Below are 19,120 nucleotides of genomic sequence, written 5' to 3' on the forward strand. Positions count from 1 at the left end.
TAACTGCTCGGTAACATATTTAAAACTCAAACGTTTGCGCTAAAACATTTTCATCATTATCAGCCAATCATCAGTAATTTGGAGCAGCAAACCAAAATTATACACACAAAATGAAGCGAAAATTAACCATTTTATTTACATCATTATTTATTGCCGGGCAAATCAGCGCACAAGATCTGCCTTCCGAACTGCAAACCCCAGAAGTGGTTTCGGTAAACCGTTTGCCTATGCGGGCATCGGCTTTTGCTTTCGAAAATCAAGATTTAGCAACTAAAAGAGCCAAAGAAAAATCAGCATATTTTTTATCGTTAAATGGTGTCTGGAAATTTAACTGGGTAAAAGATCCACGTAAAAGACCTACCGATTTTTATAAAGTAGATTTTGATGATAAAGGTTGGGATAATTTTAAAGTGCCCGCCAATTGGGAAACCAATGGCTATGGTACCCCAATTTACGTTAATCAACCTTACGAATTTGCCGGCCGACAGCTAACAGGCGCAAAAATGAACCCTCCATTCGATATTCCTGTAGATGATAATCCGGTAGGTTCGTACCGTAAAAAAATCAATATCCCGGCTAACTGGAGCGGTAGACAAGTGTTTATCAGCCTTGGTGCTGTTAAATCTGCTTTTTATATCTGGGTAAATGGAAAAAAAGTAGGTTATAGTGAAGATAGTAAACTGGCTGCAGAATTTGATATTACTAAATATGTTAAGCCAGGAGAAAATACCATCGCACTGCAGGTTTACAGATGGAGCGATGGCAGCTATTTAGAATGCCAGGATATGTGGCGCATATCGGGAATAGAGCGCGAAGTTTATTTATACTCCACGCCAAAATTAGATATCCGCGATTTTAAAGTTATTGGTAATTTAGATGCCACTTATACCAACGGATTGCTAAATGTAGATTTAGCGATAGAAAATTATAAAATCGATCAGCGCACCAACCACAGCCGCCCCGATAGTTTTTACGTAGCACTCGATTTAGTTGATGCCAAAGGAAACAATGTTTGGAAAGACGCTACCACAATCCAAAAAGTGCTGGGCAATTATAAAACCGATCTTTCTTTTAAAACACAGATCAGTAATGTAAAAAACTGGTCGGCAGAAATTCCTTATTTATATACACTTTACATCACTTTAAAAGATAAAAACAATAAAATAATCGAGGTAATTCCACAACGCGTGGGTTTTCGCTCTGTAGAAATTAAAGGAAGCGATTTATTGGTTAATGGTAAACGTGTATTTTTAAAAGGTGTAAACAGGCATGAACACAATGCCACTCAAGGCCATACTTTAACCCATGCCAATATGGAAAAAGATATGGAAATGATGAAAAAACTGAATGTAAATGCAGTTCGTCATTCTCATTATCCGCCAGATCCTTATTGGATGGAACTTTGCGATGAATATGGTTTGTACGTAATAGACGAAGCCAATATCGAATCGCATGGCCGTTATTACAGTTTGGAAACTACTTTTGCCAACGATAAACAATGGCGTATCCCTCATCTGGAGCGCATTACCAGGATGTACGAGCGCGATAAAAACCATGCATCGGTAATTACCTGGTCATTAGGTAATGAAGCTGGAAATGGTGTTAACTTTTACGAGGCTTACCAATGGCTTAAAGGAAAAAATTTCCGCCCGGTACAATACGAAAGAGCCGAGAGCGATTTCAATACCGATATGATTGTTCCGCAATATCCGTCGCCAAATTATCTGCCACGTTATTCGAAACAGGATAAAGAAACCCGCCCGTTTATTATGAGCGAGTATGCCCACATTATGGGTAACAGTTTGGGTAATTTTAAAGAATACTGGGATGCCATTGAGAACAACCCTAAACTACAGGGTGGTTTTGTTTGGGAATGGATTGATCAGGCAATTGATACCGTTAAAAATGGCAAACGCATTATGGCTTATGGAGGTGATTTCCCGCTAAGCGGCCCCGTTGACGAAAACTTTAGCGATAACGATTTTTGTGTAAAGGGTGTGGTTACCGCATACCGTGGTATGACACCAATGGCTGTGGAATTGAAAAAAGTACATCAATATATCAAAACTACTTTTAATGGCACCAACCAGATTAATGTAAATAACAGCTATTTCTTTAAAGATATTAGCAACTTACAATTAAACTGGGAATTGGTTGAAGATGGAAAGGTGATTCAAACTGGTGTGGTCAATAACCTAAATATTGGTCCGCGCCAAACACAGCTGTTAAGCCTACCATTTAAAACGAATTATGCTACGGATAAAGAATATTTCTTAAACGTTCGCTACCACTTAAAAACAGCTGAACCATTTTTGGAAAAAGGTTATGAAATTGCTTACGAACAGATTGCGTTGGCCGGGATGCCAAAAGCCAATGTTTATACCAGCAACAAGAAAACTTTAAAAGTTGAGCAAACAGCCGAAAAAGCAGTAGTTAAAGGAAGCGATTTTACCATCACTTTCGATTTAATCAAGGGTACATTAATTAGTTACATTTCAAAAGGGCAAGAATTACTGATTTCGGGGCCACAACCTGGATTTTACCGTGCACCAACCGATAACGATATCGGTGCGGGCTTAAATACAAAGCTACGCATGTGGCGTAATGTGTACCAGGATAATAGTGCTGGCAATATTAAATCAACTGTAAATTCAACTGCTGATGACTTTACCCTAACCATTAAATCGTCTTTACTTAAAGGTGATGCAGAAACCACACAAGAATTTAACGTATCTGCTGATGGTATTGTAAAAGTAAATAATCAATTCAAAGCCGTAACAGGCAACTACAAAAGTTTAATGCGTATCGGTAACGATCTGCAGCTGAAAAATGATTACAGCAATATCCAGTGGTATGGCCGTGGTCCGGGCGAAAATTATGTAGATAGAAAAACGGCTTCATTAATTGGTACTTATAAATCAACGGTTGCAGATCAGTATTTTCCTTATGCCCGTCCTCAGGAAAGTGGTAATAAAACCGATGTACGTTGGGTAACTTTTACCAATAAAGCAGGGAAGGGCTTACGGTTCGAATTTGCCGATCAGTTATTGAGTTTTAATGCGTTGCCGTATTCGGTAGAAGATCTCGATCCGGAGGCTGAAAAAAAACAATATCACTCTGGCGAACTGGTAAAACGCAACCAGATTTATGTACATATGGATATGCAACAATTGGGCGTACAGGGGATTGATAGCTGGGGCGCTATGCCATTAATTCAATACCAGATCCCATTTAAAGATTACCAGTACAGCTATTATATCAAACCGATTAAGTAACATACATAGTTCGTCATTCCCAACTCGATTGGGAATCTTAATGCTTTAGCTAGGTCTATATGTTGCATTAAGATTCCCGCCTGCGCGGGAATGACGACCATTTCCTAAAGAATTGAAGAACTTTCTAATCAAAGAATCATATGAAATTTATCAAAATCTGTTTAACCTTATTGTTATTTGCTCAAATCAGCTTTGCACAGGAATCAAAATTAGCTGCTACACCACCAATGGGCTGGATGAGCTGGAACATCATGTCCGAAAACCCGAACGAAAAAGATATTAAAGAAATGGCTGATGCAATGGTTGCCAGTGGAATGGTGAAAGCAGGTTATCAATATATTTTTTTAGATGATTGCTGGCAAGGTGGCCGCGATAATAAAAACAAAATCATTGCCGATCCAAAGAAATTTCCTTCAGGCATTAAAGCCCTGGCCGATTACCTGCATAACAAGGGGATGAAATTGGGTATCTATTCTGATGCTGCTCCTTTAACCTGCGGTGGTTATACCGCAAGTTTAAATTTCGAAGATCAGGATGCCAAAACTTTTGCTTCGTGGGGGATAGACTATTTAAAATACGACTATTGCAATGCCCCAGAAGATGTTGAAACTGCTAAAGCCCGTTATGTTAAAATAGCCCAGGCGCTACGTAAATCGGGTAGAGATATTGTATTGGGAATCTGCGAATGGGGTCCACGCGAACCCTGGAACTGGGGTGCACAGGTTGGCGGACAAAGCTGGCGTACTACTTACGATATCAGGGATAAATGGAATGATGTAGAAGGCAAGGGGGGGGTAGGTATTTACAATGTGGTAGATAAAACAGCCGGATTGGCAAGCTTTTCGGGCCCGGGCAGATGGAATGATGGAGATATGCTTGTGGCAGGCTTACATGGTACAAAAGGCCCTTCATCAGCTTTTAATGGCAAAGGTTGTACCCAAGCTGAATATCAGAGTCAAATGAGTTTATACAGTATGCTTAATTCTCCTTTATATGCAAGCTGCGATATCCGTAAAATGGATAATGAAGCAAAAAACATTTTCACAAACGAAGAAGTAATTGCATTAAATCAGGATGCTTTGGGTAAACAGGCCGAAAGAAAAATCAAAACCGATATCTGGGATGTTTTTGTTCGTCCTTTAGCCAATGGAGATTTCGCGATAGCGATATTAAATAAATCGGCAGCTGCTCAAAATGCAAAAATAAACTTTACCGAGTTAGGGCTGACCGATAAATACGAGATCAGGGATTTATGGCAACATAAAGTAATTGGCAGAAATAATAAGTGGAATGGTAAGGTAACTGCTCACGAAACGAAGGTTTTCCGCCTAAAAAAAGTATAACACCTAAATAACAACAAACCAAACAAACAAATGAAATCACTATTATCACTTGCATTAGTAGCAACAGGCTTAACCACCTTTGCTCAAGATCCGGCAACAATTGTCATTACACCACAACACACCCTTTCAAAAAGCGATACGGCATTTAGAAAAGCCATTGCCAAGTGGAGTGATGAAACTTTAAAAAGTACCGATTATAAGAATATCAAGGCACAACCATCAGCAGAGGTTTTTCCAGGTACAGTAAAGGCAGGTTTTCAGTTTATAAATAAGACGATAAGCATCGACCATAAAAAAATGGCCGATAGTTTAGTGTCTATCGTGTCGACCCTAGGGTATTCTGGTTACGATAACGCGACCATGTACAGTACAGGTTTATATGCAAAAGCTGGTGAGTATATTGAAATTGATGTGCCCAAAAACACAAATGTAAACGAGCTTGAAGTTCAGATCGGTACACACAGCGATCGGTTAAATTATTGGGTAGCAGGCAAGGAGGATTGGCGCAGAATGCCAATTATAACCAAGAAACAGCAATTGGTAATTGGTAAAAACAGATTAGCATCGCCTTTCGGCGGACTGATTTATATTAATATTAAACCTAAGGCCGAAAGTAGAAAAATTGATTTCAAAATTAGCCATGCTGTTGCAGCCCCACTTTTTGTATTGGGCAAAAGCACGCAGAGCGATTGGGAGAGTCAATTAAAAAACAATAAAGCACCTTGGGGCGAAATGGTCACTGAAAATGTGATTTTAACTTTGCCCGATAGTGTATTGCAAACCATCAAAAATCCTGAAGAAGTATTAAAACTATGGGATTTAGTTGTACTTGGAGAATTAGATCTGGCCAATATGCCGGCACCATTTTACAGGGCTCAACGAATGGTACCCGACGAACATATTGGTGGGGGATACATGCACAGCGGTTATCCGATCATGATCCACCATTCACCATCCAGAAAGATGCTCTCGAACGAAATTATGGCCAACCCTGAATTATTGATGAAACCAAGTAAGGGAGGAGCAAATTGGGGCTTTTTCCACGAAATTGGTCACAACATGCAAAATCTGAACTGGGTTTTTGGTGGCACTACAGAAGTGAGCAATAACTTCTTTTCAATTTATATGTTCGATAGGCTAATGGGCGGACGGGACGATTCCCATACGGGTGTATCAAGTGCAAATACGCAAAAAATGATGAAAAAGTATTTTGCCGAAGGTGCGAGTTACGAAAAGTGGAAGGGTGATGCCTTTTTAGGCCTGATCATGTTCCGCCAAATGCAGGAAGGTTTTGGATGGGAAAGTTTTAAAGCGTTTTTTAAAGAATACCAAAAAATCGGACCAAGCATAGGGCGGTTAAACGATCAGCAAAAACGAGATTTATGGGTAAAAACGTATTCTAATGTGGTAAAAAGAAACTTAGCTACATTTTTTAATACCTGGGGTGTAGGCATAAGTGAAGAAACACAGAAAGAGCTAAGCGTACTTCGCGCATGGAAACCTTATAATTTTCCGCCGGTAAACTAACTGTAAAGCTTCCAGACCTATGAGGTTTTCCAAGCATGTGCCAATAACCTCGTAGGTCTCATTAAAATTAAGTTAAGCTTTCCTGACTTATGAGGTTTCTAAGCATGTGCCAATAACCTCATAGGTCTTAAGAAGTATCCAGGGATGTAGCGTTTTTATCCCTATTTCCGTTTTAGGTTAAAAGAATAAACGATGAAACGGACGCTATTTATTTTAACTTCAATTGTGCTGGTAATGAGTTTGATATGGGCTTGTACTGATCGCGATGAACCCATGCGGAATGTTGATCAGGCGGAATTAGAAAGGCTTTACAAGGACATCGAAAAATCAGCTCAGCAGTTTACCTGTGAAAATGCGGGCGAATGGAAATTCACAGCCATTGGATCTAAAGCTTGCGGAGGCGCATCAGGTTATATTGCTTATTCTGTAAAAATAGATGAAAGCACTTTTCTAAAAAAGGTTGAACAATTTACCAAACTACAAGCCGATTACAATCAAAAATGGGGTGTATATTCAGATTGTGCATTGGTAATACAGCCAAAAGGGGTAACCTGCGATAATGGGAAACCTAAATTTACATATTAAGATTTAAATGCTGTGTCAGGTATTTCTGTTCTGACGCCAACAATATTTATAACCACTTATTTTAATTGTCTCGTAGCGCATTTTCGAAGTACTCGGAAATGCGCGTTTTTAATGTAACAACAGTAGTTCCCTTGTTCTCAGGATCAGTTTTACCATCCACTACAGTTTGGGTCATATCAATAAAATTCTTGCTGGCATCTGGTGTAAAACCCATTTTCTGCAGGGTTATGTTCCATTCTTTGTACGGAATTTGTTTTGCTTTAACCTCTTTATTTAATACTTTTTCAAAAGCTGCAGCTACATCGTCAGAACTTAGTTTTTCGGGTCCAACAATTTCATAGATTTTAGATTGACTATCTTCCATTAAAACATCAGCTACAAATGAAGCTACATCCAGCGGTGAGGCCATAGGTAAAGTTAAATCTGTAGGGTAAAAAGTAGGTAGTATTCCGTTCTTTTTAACTTCCGATAGCTGAGCTAACCAATTGCTATAATAATATGCAGGGCGAATAAAAATTTTGGGAATTATCAGATCTGTAAAAGCATGCTCTAGCATGTGCGACATTAATAAATTACCTGTTCCTTTACTGTATTGTGCACCAATTGACGATAATCCGACAACTTTTTTAATTGAAGACTGTTTAATGGCTTTATTGTAATTTTCGAGGATAGTTTTTGTTTCACCTAGCACGTCAGCTGTTTTTCCAGTTTCCGGTGTTAAAGCAAAAAGAGTATCATCGTCTTTAAAAGCATCGACTAAGGAATTTAAATCTATAGCATCGGCAAATGGCTACTCCGGCACCTTTTTCTTTAAATACTGAAGCTTTATCGGGATGATGAACAACTGCTTTAATACTTAAGTTTTTAGCCAATAAATGATCTACAATCGCTGATCCAACCTGTCCGGAAGCACCTAAGATTACGTACATAACAAAATAATTTAGTTACGAGCGCATTCTTAATCAACAAGAAAAAAGGGGCTTGGTTTATATTTTTTTGAATTTGTTATTATTTGATATGTTCTTTTATAAATACCTGAGGATTATAAAACCGTTCGTTCAGTTGTTTATTATTAAAAGTTAGCCAGCTTGCACAGCCATAATCGTCAAATTTTTTTCTGATCTCTAAATGAAGGTGATGGTAATCGCCTCCATACTTTTTACTTTCCTGAGGCGTAAATAACCTGGCCAGTTTGGTATTCTGATCAACATTCTGGCCATTGCCAACATAAACTTCTTTAAGGTGTTTGTAGGTGGTAAACATGGTTAAGCCATTTGGTAATTTATGTTTTACCACAACTGTACGTTGGTTTTCGCCCAAATGGACAGAGCAGACTATTCCGTTAGCCATGGCGTAAACATTAACCAATTTCGCTTTAGGATGGGCAGGATTAATATCAATAGCCGTGTGGATGTGGCCTTTAACATAACTATCTCTATGATCGCCAAAAATGCTGATGATTTTAATGTTGTTTATTTTCTTACGGTTAGCTACATCAAAAGGAAGAAACCAGTTATCGGCTGTTTTTGCTGGAGCAGTATCGGTATAATATGGTTTCCATCGATCGCGATCTTTTTCAATCGTAGGGGTTTCGAACAAAAGTGTCGATAAAAAGATAAATAATAGTGCGCTCATCTATGCAATAATTTATAGAGCAAGATAATGATTTTATCAATATAAACTATTTTTATAGTTTAAAATAAATGGATCGTCACTGCGAGGAGGAACGACGGAGATATGATCTCATAGAAAGAACGTCATCTCCTGGAGCATAGCGAAATGTTCCAAAGGAACTCCTTCGGAGGAGAGATCTATCTTAATAGATTTCTCGGCTTCGTTGCGCTTCGCTCAAAATGACGATTTTTTTAAGGAAATCGTTTGCAACGACTATTTCTTTATTTCTTTTTCAATTCTATCACCGTAATCTCCGGCCAGATACCAATCCTGCCCGAAAAGCCTAGAAAACCGAAGCCTCTATTTACGTTCAAATATCTTCCATTTTCGGTTTTAATACCCGCCCAATGTTTATAACGGTATTTCACCGGACTCCATTTAATTCCAAAAGCTTCGATGCCAAACTGCATACCGTGTGTATGTCCGGCCAATGAAAGTTGGATTTTTGAAGGATAATTTTTTACCTGTGCATCCCAATGCGAAGGATCGTGAGATAACAGGATTTTAAAATCATCGACATTAGTGTTTTGCAAGGCTTTGTTTAAGTCTCCACGTTCTCCAAAACCAATTCCCCAGTTTTCTATTCCTGCCAGTATAATTTTCTCGCCATTTTTATGCAATTCAACATGTTCATCCAATAAAAGTTTAAAGCCAAGTTCTTTATGGTAAGCTTTTAACTGATTCAGGTTCTGTATTTTATCTGCTTCAGTTGGCCATTTAATATAATCGCCATAATCATGGTTACCCAGAACAGAAAATTGTCCGAAAGGGGCTTTAATCTGCGAGAAATGACCGATGTAAGGTGCAATTTCTGATGAAGCATTATTCACTAAATCTCCGGTAAAAACAAATAAATCGCTTTTTTGCGCATTAATCATATCAATGCCTTTTTGCACTGCTTTAGAGTTGGTAAAACTTCCGGCATGCACATCAGAGATCTGTGTTAAGGTAAAACCATCAAAACTTGCAGGCAGATCATCAAAATACAAAGTATGTTTAATTACGCGGTAAGCATATTTTCCTTGGGTAATGCCATAAGCAAATAAGGCAATGGTTAAACAGAACATCACAAATGCAAAATCGACCCAGTAATTGCTACGGCCTAAAATGTGAAAACCTTCAGGCTGGAAATTAGTCGATAAACCTAACAGCAAGCGGTAAATATCGCCGAGGAGGAGGAAAAAAGCGAAGACGAGCTCTGCGGCAAAGATGATTAAAAAAGCATGACTGATGATCTGGAAAAATCTGTTCATCCCCTGGATCCGCATCTGCTGTATGGCGTATAGCAAAGCAAAAGTTAGCCCCACAATAAAAACCCAGAAAATAGGACTGAGCCATGTAGATTGATTAATGGTACCCAGGCCAGACAAAACATAAGCGTTAAGGGCAAAAAATATGATTGCAACTATAATGAACGGCAATAGATTGAGTTTTCTTTTCATTATTAAAAATCTGTAAATCAGAATATGTGGTAAAAATAGAATTTAAACGTCGGTAATTAGCTACTGTTACGGTTACCGATTATTTTTACGCTCGTTTGATTAAAGCGATTGTCGTTATTATGCGTTATATTTATGAATATGATAGTATGTTGAATTAAAATCAACTTCCTGTTGCATATTTTATAATTTACTTTCTTTTATTAGCTTTGTGCGAATATGCTGTCCAAAAAAACAAAATATGCCATAAAAGCGCTTGTTGCGCTTGGTAAAAATTTAGATAAACCACCAATGCAGATTTCGAAGATTGCAGAGGAGGAGCATATCCCGAAAAAATTCCTGGAGCAAATTCTGCTCGATCTGCGTAATGCTGGCTTTTTATACAGCAAAAAAGGTGCAGGCGGTGGCTATAGCTTAAATAAAAAACCTGAAGAGATTTTATTGGTACACGTAATGCGCGTAACTGATGGGCCTATTGCTATGGTTCCCTGTGCAAGTTTAAATTTTTACCACAAATGTGATGAATGTGTAGACGAGAAAACATGTGGAATAAGAAGTGCATTTATCGATGTTAGAGATGCTACCCTTAAGGTTTTAACCGAAACCAGCATTGCTGATGTAATTGGTAGAGAGGATAATCTGAAAATCGGCATCGTTAATTTATAATATTTTTTAAAAATTTCTTTTACTTCTCTTGCAGTCAGTTGTGGCTGTATCATATGTTGTAATTCCATTTGAATTTGTCACGTTGTCCAAAGGACTCCTACGGAGAGCTTGTCGAAAGGCTGTGAGGCATTTAAACAAGTCCATTGACAGGCTCTGGATGACAAGTCTATAATTATGATACACTTGCTTTCTTGCTAATCAGGCCTTGATGGTTTTAGTATAGTACTTAGGTTCACTCAGGTAACTTAGGTGGTTGATATTTTTTGGAAAGGAGGGTTCTGTACGTTTCGGATCTGATAGTCCTGCTACCGCTGCAAGTCCTCGCTCATTCTTCGCTGTGGGCTTTCCGCTATATCAGGTTTATTTAGCAAAGACTTCCGAAGTTTCAAAGGAGCATAACGCAGGCTAAATCGGAAGTCTGATGATATACGCCATAATTTCGCGTTAGGGATTGTAAGGGTTCAGTGCCGATCCTTCATCGGTACCGGAGCGCAGCGCAGCCCTGCAAAGCCCGACCCTTGCGTAGCTTGGGGAACGCCCAAATCAGTTAGCAGTTTTCAATTTTCAGTTAGCAGTTTTAAGCTAATAATTAAAGAATTTAACTTATAGATTTCTCCTCCGAAGGAGTTCCTTTGGAACATTTCGCTACGCTCCAGTCGAAATGACGTTTTATTTATGTAAATTTTTTCATAATAAATTACGACTATTCCTATATACTTTATATATTTGGCATATGAATTTCAATTTTATACCTAACAAATTAATCGCTATGCAAATAATGTGTTGTTGTAAAACGCAGTAATAGGAGCCTACAGATAATTTTAAGTATAAAATATGGAATGCTTCTCGGTAATAGGGGAGCATTTTTTGAATAAAGCTAACAACACATATGCAAAGTTTCAGAACAGAACTCGAAAATCCAATTGTCGAGCAGGACATTATCGATTTAGAGAATAAGATTAAAGCTTTTAGAGATGGAACCATCCACGACGAAAAGTTTAGAAGCCTCCGTTTAGCACGCGGTGTTTACGGGCAAAGACAACCTGGCGTACAAATGGTGCGTATTAAATTGCCTTTTGGTAAGGTAACTTTTAAGCAGTTGTTACGTATTGCAGATATTGCTGATGAGTATGGAAGTGGAAATTTACACTTAACCACCCGTCAGGATATTCAGATTCACTATGTGAGTTTAGACCGTACACCAGAGCTTTGGGCTAAATTAGAGCAGGATGATATTACGCTTCGCGAGGCTTGTGGAAATACAGTACGTAACGTAACGGCTTCTCCAAATTCTGGGATCGATGCTGAAGAACCTTTTGATGTTTCACCTTATGCACAGGCGGTGTTTGCTTACTTTTTGCGTAACCCGATCTGTCAGGAAATGGGAAGAAAGATCAAAATTTCATTTTCTTCAAGTGATAGAGATACTGCGTTTAGCTACATTCACGATTTAGGTTTTATTCCTAAAATTAATGAAAATGGCGAACGTGGATTTAAAGTTTTGTTTGCTGGTGGTTTAGGTGCACAGCCATTTTTGGCCAATGCGGTAAACGAATTTTTGCCTGAAGATCAGTTAATTCCGTTTACAGAATCTGTCCTTCGCGTGTTCGACCGTTATGGCGAACGTACCAACCGTAACAAAGCACGTTTAAAATACCTGGTTCAGAAATTAGGTTTAGAAGAAGTTTTACGTTTGGTTGCCGAAGAGCGTATTGCCAACAAAGTAAAAACCTTTAAAATAGATATTAATACTGTGCCACAGCCAACTTTGCCTTTAGCGCAAGAGTACCCTGCGGTAGAAATATTAAACGAAGCCCATTACAAGCACTGGTTAGCCACTAACGTAATTGAGCAGAAACAAGCGGGGTTTTATGGCGTTTATGTGAAAGTTCAGGTAGGCGATATCAAAACAGATAAAGCAAGAGCTTTTGTTGATGCCATCAGGTTATATGTGGCTGATGAAATCAGGATTACCCAAAACCAGGGCTTGCTGTTAAAGTTTGTACGCAAAGAAGCATTACCTTCTTTATATGCTGCTCTAAATAAAATTGGTTTTACTACGGCAGGTTTTGATAGTTTGGCCGATATTACCACCTGTCCTGGTACCGATACCTGTAATTTGGGTATTTCGAATTCAATGACCTTGGCCGAAGTTTTGGAAGAGGTAATTTATACCGATTTCCCTGAATTTATCTACGAGAAAAATATCAAGATTAAAATCAGTGGGTGTATGAACTCTTGCGGTCAGCATGGTTTGGCTGAGATTGGTTTCCACGGAAGTTCGGTAAAAGCTGAAGGCAAAGTTGTTCCCGCAGTTCAGGTGATGTTGGGCGGTGGTACTGTAGGTAATGGTGTGGGTAGAGTAGCAGAACGTGTAATTAAAGTACCTTCTAAACGGGCAACAAGTGTTTTACATTTCATTTTAAATGATTTTAAAGCCAATAACCTGAAGGATGAGAGCTTTCACCAATATTATGATAGAAAAGGTAAAGATCATTTTTATCAGTTGCTAAAACCATTGGCCGATTTAACAAACCTTAAAACAGAAGAATTTGTAGATTGGGGACATGTAGAAGAGTTTGTAACTGCAATTGGTGTAGGCGAGTGTGCCGGTGTTGTAATTGATTTGGTAGCTACCTTGTTATTAGAAGCCGATGAAAAATTCGATTGGGCGAAACAAAACCTGGAAAAAGCCGCTTATGCAGATGCCATTTACCATACTTACAGCACTTTTGTAAGCGCTGCAAAATCTTTACTATTAGATAAAGGCGTAAACAGCAGCACACAGGTAGGTGTAATTCGTGAATTTGATAACCACTATGTAGAAACAGGAGAATTTAATTTATCGACCAATTTTTCAGACCTGGTTTTACAGATTAACAAAAACGAACCAACAGCCGAGTTTGCTCAGAAATATTTTGAAGAAGCAAATCAATTTTTAAATCAGATTAAGGAAAAAAGGGCGGTATTAGCGAAATAAGATTTGAGACAATAGATATGAGATTTGAGAAATGCAGACGCTAAGCGCCATGCGCCAAATAACTCTTCATCCAGTCATTCAAAATTCAATAATTAAAAAGAAACATGGTTAATCAAAATAAAGAATCAAAAATAACCCTTTTAGGTGCTGGTCCTGGAGATCCTGATTTATTGACATTAAAAGGGGTTAAAGCGTTGCAAACTGCTGATGTGGTTTTGTACGATGCCTTAACCAATGAAGCTTTATTGGAGCATGCTCCGGCAGACGCCATTAAAGTTTATGTAGGAAAACGTTCAGGTGAGCATTCTTATCCTCAGGATACCATTAATAAATTAATGATCGATTATGCCTTAAACTATGGTCACGTAGTGCGTTTAAAAGGTGGCGATCCGTTTGTTTTTGGTAGGGGATATGAAGAGTTGGATTATGCTGCGTCTTATAGCATTCCGGTAAGTGTAATCCCGGGTATTTCGAGTTCTATCGGTGTACCAGGCTTGCAGCAGATTCCGGTTACACACCGCGGCATGAGCGAAAGCTTTTGGGTAATTACCGGAACTACCACTTCTGGGGAAGTTTCAGCAGATATTTATCAGGCTGCATATTCTAATGCGACTGTTGTGGTGCTTATGGGACTTAAAAAATTACCTAAAATTGTGGAGATTTTTAAAGCTGCAGGTAAACACCATTTACCAACCGCAGTGGTTCAGAACGGATCGGCAGAAGATGAAAGATTGGTTGTTGGCGTGGTTGAAACCATAGAAGGTTTAGTGCAACAAGAAAATATTAAGGCACCTGCTTTATTAATTTTTGGAGAAGTTGTATCATTACATCCATCATTTAAGAAATTAATTAAACAATATGCAAGTATTGCCTAACCAACCTGATAATGCAGCATCTTTTTCTGAAGAAGAAAAAGGTAACCAGCTCTTTCCAGTTTTTGTAAAGCTGAACAAGCTGCGTACATTATTAATTGGTGCAGGAAATATTGGGCTCGAGAAATTAACTGCGATCGTAAATAATAGCCATAGTGCTACCATTACCATTGTTGCAGAGATCGTATCACCAGAAGTTTATGCGCTTATCGCAAATTATCCGCTGATAAAAGTTAAACAGAAAAGTTTCGATGTGGATGATCTGAATGACATTGACATCGTTTTCGCAGCAACCAATAACAATATTTTAAATGAAGAGATCAGAAGGGTGACGCATGAGCGTGGCCTGTTGATCAACGTGGCTGATAAGCCAGAACTTTGCGATTTCTATCTGGGGTCAATTGTTCAAAAGGGCGATTTAAAGATTGCCATTTCTACAAACGGCAAATCGCCAACTATTGCCAAACGTTTAAAGCAGATTTTAAACGAAGGTTTACCTGCAGAACTGGATGAAACCTTGCAGAATATGAGTGCTTTGCGCCAAACCCTAAACGGCGATTTTTCTGCAAAGGTTAAAAAACTGAATAAGGTTACCAAAAGTTTAATTAACCCTAAAAAAAGTTTTGCTGAGCAGAATATTAAATGGTTAATCTGGGCGGCCTCAGTTTTACTAATTGGTGCTATCGGGTTTTCTTTGTGGAATACCGAACCAGAATTTCAGACTTTCCTGATCAATATTGATCCTTTATTCTATTGGTTTTTAGGTGCTGGGTTTTTATTCGCATTAATTGATGGTGCAATTGGCATGTCGTATGGTGTTACCACTGCATCGTTCTCATTAGCAATGGGTTTACCTCCGGCATCGGCAAGTATGGCCATCCACATTTCTGAGGTAATGAGCAATGGAATTGCAGGGTGGATGCATTACCGTATGGGTAACGTAAATTGGAAACTATTCAAAATTTTAATCCTTCCAGCCGTAATCGGAGCAGTTTTAGGTGCCTATATTCTTTCTTCATTAGAACATTATAGTGCTTATGTGAAGCCTATTGTGGCGATTTACACCTTGTTTTTAGGCGGAATCATTTTAATGAAAGCTTTCAATGTGAAAAGAAAAAAAGCCGATCAAAAAATTAAAAAAATTGGTTTATTGGGTTTTGTTGGTGGTTTTATCGATGCTGCCTTTGGTGGGGGCTGGGGTTCAATCGTATTATCAAGCTTAATTGCTGGCGGCAGGCATCCATTGTTTTCTTTGGGTACCGTAAAAATCAGCCGCTTTTTTATCGCCACCTTAAGTTCGCTTACATTTTTCACCATGTTAGGTGGCAAACATTGGGAAGCTGTTGTAGGCTTGATTATTGGTAGTGCAATTGCATCGCCGATTGCTGCAAAAGTATCGAACAAAATTTCTGCAAAAACCATTATGGTTGCCGTGGGGATTATTGTAATGATTGTAAGCTTACGCAGCGTTATTATGTTTATTTTAAAATTAATTTAGTGATGGAGAACCTAGAGGAGATAAAAGCAGCACTGGCAGGTTTAAGTACAATTGATAAATTGAAATTTTTGGCAGATAAATATGCCGATCGTATTATATTTTCAACCAGTTTTGGCTGGGAAGATCAGGCGATTACGCATTTAATTTTTTCAAATAATATTCCAATCAAGGTTTTTACTTTAGAAACCGGACGTCTGTTTCCCGAAACTTATTACGTTTGGAACCGTACTCTGGAAATTTATAACAAACCAATTCATGCCTATTATCCGCAGAATGAACTGTTGCAGGATATGGTAAATACAAAAGGCCCAAGCAGCTTTTACGAATCGGTAGAAAATAGAAAAGAATGCTGTTACATCCGTAAAATCGAACCTTTAAAAAGAGCATTAAAAGGTAATGAGATATGGGTAACAGGAATCAGGGCCGATCAAAGTGCAAACCGCGAAGATATGCACGATTTAGAATGGGACGAAGGGAACCAATTGATCAAATTCCATCCCATATTCGATTGGACTTTAGAGGATGTGAAAGCATACATTAAAGAAAACAACATTGTTTACAATACCCTGCACGATAAAGGTTTTCCAAGTATCGGTTGCGCCCCATGTACAAGAGCAGTACAGCCAGGCGAAGATTTTAGGGCCGGAAGATGGTGGTGGGAAGACCAGAGTAAAAAAGAATGCGGCTTGCATGCAGCATCCTAACGGCGCAAAAGTCGTCATTGCGAGGCTGGGTAGGAGCGAGCCGAAGCAATCTTTTTGAGAAATAGAATAAAACAAATGTCATTACGAAAAGCAAGATAGATTGCCGCGTCGGCAGAAAAAGCCTCCTCGCAATGACGAAAGTGAAAATACAACAACAACAAATATAACAAGTTGAATAATTAAGCCATTCAGCGATCAATCATTCAACATTTAAACATTCCAATATTTTGCAATGAGTACATATAATTTTGATTATTTAGATGAACTAGAAGCCGAGGCCATTCACATTTTACGTGAAGTAGCAGGACAGTTTGAAAAACCGGCCTTATTATTTTCGGGCGGAAAAGATTCAATTACTTTAGTTCGTTTGGCAGAAAAAGCTTTCCGTCCGGGAAAATTTCCTTTTCCATTGGTACATATTGATACAGGCCATAATTTTGAAGAAACCATCAGTTACCGCGATCAGATGGTAGAGCGAATAGGAGAGAAATTAATCATTGGATCTGTGCAAGAATCAATAGATCAGGGGAAAGTTGTAGAGCAAACAGGTAAAAATGCCAGTAGAAATGCTTTGCAGACCGTAACCTTACTCGATACCATTGCAAAATACCAGTTCGATGCCTGCATCGGTGGTGCGCGTAGAGATGAAGAAAAAGCAAGGGCTAAGGAACGTATTTTCTCTGTCCGTGATGAATTTGGCCAATGGGATCCAAAACGCCAACGCCCTGAACTTTGGAATATTTACAACGGTAAAATCCACAAAGGTGAAAATATCCGTGTTTTTCCGATCAGTAACTGGACAGAATTAGATGTTTGGAATTATATCCGCAGAGAGAAAATAGATCTTCCAAGTATTTATTTCTCGCACGAACGCGATTGTATCACCAGAAACGGACAGTTGATGGCTGCTTCACCATTTTTAAATATGGATGATGAAGATGTGGTAGAACGTAAACAGGTTCGCTTCCGTACAGTAGGAGATATGTCGTGTACCGCTGCTGTAGAATCAGATGCAACTTTGATTGATGATATTATTTCTGAAATCAGCGCTTCCAAAATTTCAGAACGTGGTGCCCGTATGGATGATAAAGTTTCTGAAGCCGCAATGGAAGACAGAAAAAAGGGGGGGTATTTTTAAGGAGTATCAAGTAGTGAGTATCAAGTAACAAGATTGGAACCCACATTAATAAACCTTAAAATAACTCAAGTAATAGTATAAATTAGCAAACCTGTTAAGGTCTTGATACTTGGTACTTTTATCTTAATACTATAAATAACATGAACATATTAAAATTTTTCACAGCAGGCAGTGTAGATGATGGTAAAAGTACCTTAATCGGCCGTTTGTTATACGATACAGATTCTATTTTGGCTGATCAATTAGAAGCTTTACAGAGCTCTAACCGCAAAAATGATGACGGAACAATAGATTTAGCAATTTTAACCGATGGTTTAAGGGCAGAGCGCGAGCAAGGTATTACTATTGATGTAGCCTATAAATACTTTCAGACCGAAAAACGCAAATTTATTATTGCCGATACGCCTGGGCATATTCAATATACAAGAAACATGGTTACAGGCGCTTCTACTGCCAACCTGGCCATTATCTTAATCGATGCCCGTAATGGCGTGGTAGAACAGACCATCCGTCACTCGTATATCGTTTCCTTATTGGGTATTAAACATGTGGTGGTTTGTATCAACAAAATGGATATGGTTGACTATAGCGAAACCGTTTATAGCGCAATTATAGAAAAGTACAAGGTTTTGGCGCAGCAATTAAAGCTTGCCGATGTAACCTATATTCCGGTTAGTGCCCTAAAAGGCGATAATATTGTACAAAATTCAGGTAACATGGATTGGTATGAAGGAGAGAGCTTGTTACATTTCTTAGAGAAGGTTGATACTGACAATTTAGATAAATCGCAATTGGCCCGTATGCCGGTGCAATGGGTAATTCGTCCACAAACAGAAGAATTGCACGATTACCGCGGTTATGCCGGTAGGGTACTAAGTGGTACTTTTAATTTAAATGATAAGGTTACCGTATTACCTAGTGGTGCAAGTTCTACGGTTGAGAAGATTGAATTTTTTGATCAAACACCAGATGCAGCTCATGCTGGCCAGTCGGTTATTATTCACTTAAAAGATGATGTAGATATTAGCCGTGGCGATACCATTGTAAATGCTTCTGCATTACCACAGGAATCGAAGCTGATTGAAGCAGATCTTTGCTGGATGGATGGCCGTGCACTAGATACTTCTATTATGTACAATATTCAGCACAATAGTAAAATCACGCGTTGTAAAATCAGCGAGATTCTGCATAAAGTTGACATCAATACACTTGAAAAACATGCTGCTGACGAATTTAAATTGAATGATATCGGTCGGGTGATTATTAAAACTGCCGATGCTTTGGCATTCGATTTATACGATGATAACCGGGCAAACGGTTCAGCTATTTTGGTCGATACGCGCACAAATTTAACCGTTGGCGCCTTAATGTTCAGGGCAGCAGTAGAATAAAATGTAAAATGTATAATGGAAATTGATC

Annotated in this window: 15 protein-coding genes; 11 read left to right on the forward strand and 4 right to left on the reverse strand. The window is 38.6% G+C overall.

All coding sequences use genetic code 11. The features are described from left to right. Window positions 1–110: 110 nt before the first annotated feature. From EYS08_RS05435 to EYS08_RS05450, 4 genes are all read left to right on the forward strand, one after another. Window positions 111–3,275 carry a glycoside hydrolase family 2 TIM barrel-domain containing protein gene (locus EYS08_RS05435; protein WP_131028926.1) on the forward strand — a complete coding sequence of 1,055 codons (3,165 nt, stop codon included), beginning with the start codon at window positions 111–113 and terminating at the stop codon, window positions 3,273–3,275. A gap of 140 nt (window positions 3,276–3,415) precedes the next feature. Further along, on the forward strand, window positions 3,416–4,618 hold the full coding sequence (locus tag EYS08_RS05440; protein WP_208745791.1) for a glycoside hydrolase family 27 protein: 1,203 nt from the start codon (window positions 3,416–3,418) through the stop codon (window positions 4,616–4,618). Between the two features lie 30 nt (window positions 4,619–4,648). Further along, the gene (locus EYS08_RS05445; RefSeq protein ID WP_131028928.1) at window positions 4,649–6,145 is read left to right on the forward strand and encodes a M60 family metallopeptidase; all 1,497 of its coding nucleotides are present in this window, start codon (window positions 4,649–4,651) and stop codon (window positions 6,143–6,145) included. Between the two features lie 192 nt (window positions 6,146–6,337). Further along, entirely contained in the window at window positions 6,338–6,730 is a 393-nt protein-coding gene (locus EYS08_RS05450; RefSeq protein ID WP_131028930.1) for a hypothetical protein, read from the forward strand. A gap of 61 nt (window positions 6,731–6,791) precedes the next feature. Here EYS08_RS05450 and EYS08_RS05455 read toward each other — a convergent pair whose 3' ends face one another. From EYS08_RS05455 to EYS08_RS05470, 4 genes are all read right to left on the reverse strand, one after another. Then, window positions 6,792–7,505: an NmrA family NAD(P)-binding protein gene (locus EYS08_RS05455; protein ID WP_131028932.1), complete on the reverse strand. Its 714-nt coding sequence runs from the start codon at window positions 7,503–7,505 to the stop codon at window positions 6,792–6,794. Continuing rightward, window positions 7,474–7,659, reverse strand: a complete 186-nt coding sequence (locus tag EYS08_RS26440) for an NAD(P)H-binding protein (protein ID WP_131028934.1) — start codon at window positions 7,657–7,659, stop codon at window positions 7,474–7,476. Before EYS08_RS26440 ends, EYS08_RS05455 begins: the two co-directional genes overlap by 32 nt. Before the next feature lie 79 nt (window positions 7,660–7,738). Next, entirely contained in the window at window positions 7,739–8,365 is a 627-nt protein-coding gene (locus EYS08_RS05465) for a M23 family metallopeptidase (RefSeq protein WP_131028936.1), read from the reverse strand. A gap of 260 nt (window positions 8,366–8,625) precedes the next feature. Continuing rightward, the gene (locus EYS08_RS05470; protein WP_131028938.1) at window positions 8,626–9,846 is read right to left on the reverse strand and encodes a metallophosphoesterase; all 1,221 of its coding nucleotides are present in this window, start codon (window positions 9,844–9,846) and stop codon (window positions 8,626–8,628) included. A 216-nt stretch (window positions 9,847–10,062) separates the two neighbouring features. Here EYS08_RS05470 and EYS08_RS05475 point away from each other — a divergent pair, with 216 nt between their 5' ends. From EYS08_RS05475 to EYS08_RS05505, 7 genes are all read left to right on the forward strand, one after another. Then, entirely contained in the window at window positions 10,063–10,509 is a 447-nt protein-coding gene (locus EYS08_RS05475) for an RrF2 family transcriptional regulator (RefSeq protein ID WP_029275042.1), read from the forward strand. A gap of 889 nt (window positions 10,510–11,398) precedes the next feature. After that, entirely contained in the window at window positions 11,399–13,489 is a 2,091-nt protein-coding gene (locus EYS08_RS05480; protein ID WP_131028940.1) for a HEPN domain-containing protein, read from the forward strand. Between the two features lie 104 nt (window positions 13,490–13,593). Continuing rightward, window positions 13,594–14,364, forward strand: coding sequence for a uroporphyrinogen-III C-methyltransferase (gene cobA / locus EYS08_RS05485; RefSeq protein ID WP_131028942.1), 771 nt, complete (start codon window positions 13,594–13,596; stop codon window positions 14,362–14,364). Next, complete coding sequence (locus EYS08_RS05490; RefSeq protein ID WP_131028943.1) at window positions 14,348–15,859, forward strand: TSUP family transporter; 1,512 nt, start codon at window positions 14,348–14,350, stop codon at window positions 15,857–15,859. The genes cobA and EYS08_RS05490 overlap by 17 nt, the downstream gene beginning before the upstream one ends. A 2-nt stretch (window positions 15,860–15,861) precedes the next feature. Further along, the gene (locus EYS08_RS05495; RefSeq protein WP_131028945.1) at window positions 15,862–16,563 is read left to right on the forward strand and encodes a phosphoadenylyl-sulfate reductase; all 702 of its coding nucleotides are present in this window, start codon (window positions 15,862–15,864) and stop codon (window positions 16,561–16,563) included. Between the two features lie 232 nt (window positions 16,564–16,795). Further along, on the forward strand, window positions 16,796–17,701 hold the full coding sequence (gene cysD / locus EYS08_RS05500) for a sulfate adenylyltransferase subunit CysD (RefSeq protein WP_131028946.1): 906 nt from the start codon (window positions 16,796–16,798) through the stop codon (window positions 17,699–17,701). A 140-nt stretch (window positions 17,702–17,841) separates the two neighbouring features. Continuing rightward, window positions 17,842–19,092 (forward strand): sulfate adenylyltransferase subunit 1, encoded by a 1,251-nt coding sequence (locus EYS08_RS05505; protein WP_029275049.1) that lies wholly within the window; start codon window positions 17,842–17,844, stop codon window positions 19,090–19,092. The last annotated feature ends 28 nt before the right edge of the window (window positions 19,093–19,120 follow it).

The organism is Pedobacter kyonggii, from assembly GCF_004310665.1.
In the GTDB taxonomy this organism is placed as follows: Bacteria; Bacteroidota; Bacteroidia; order Sphingobacteriales; family Sphingobacteriaceae; genus Pedobacter; species Pedobacter kyonggii.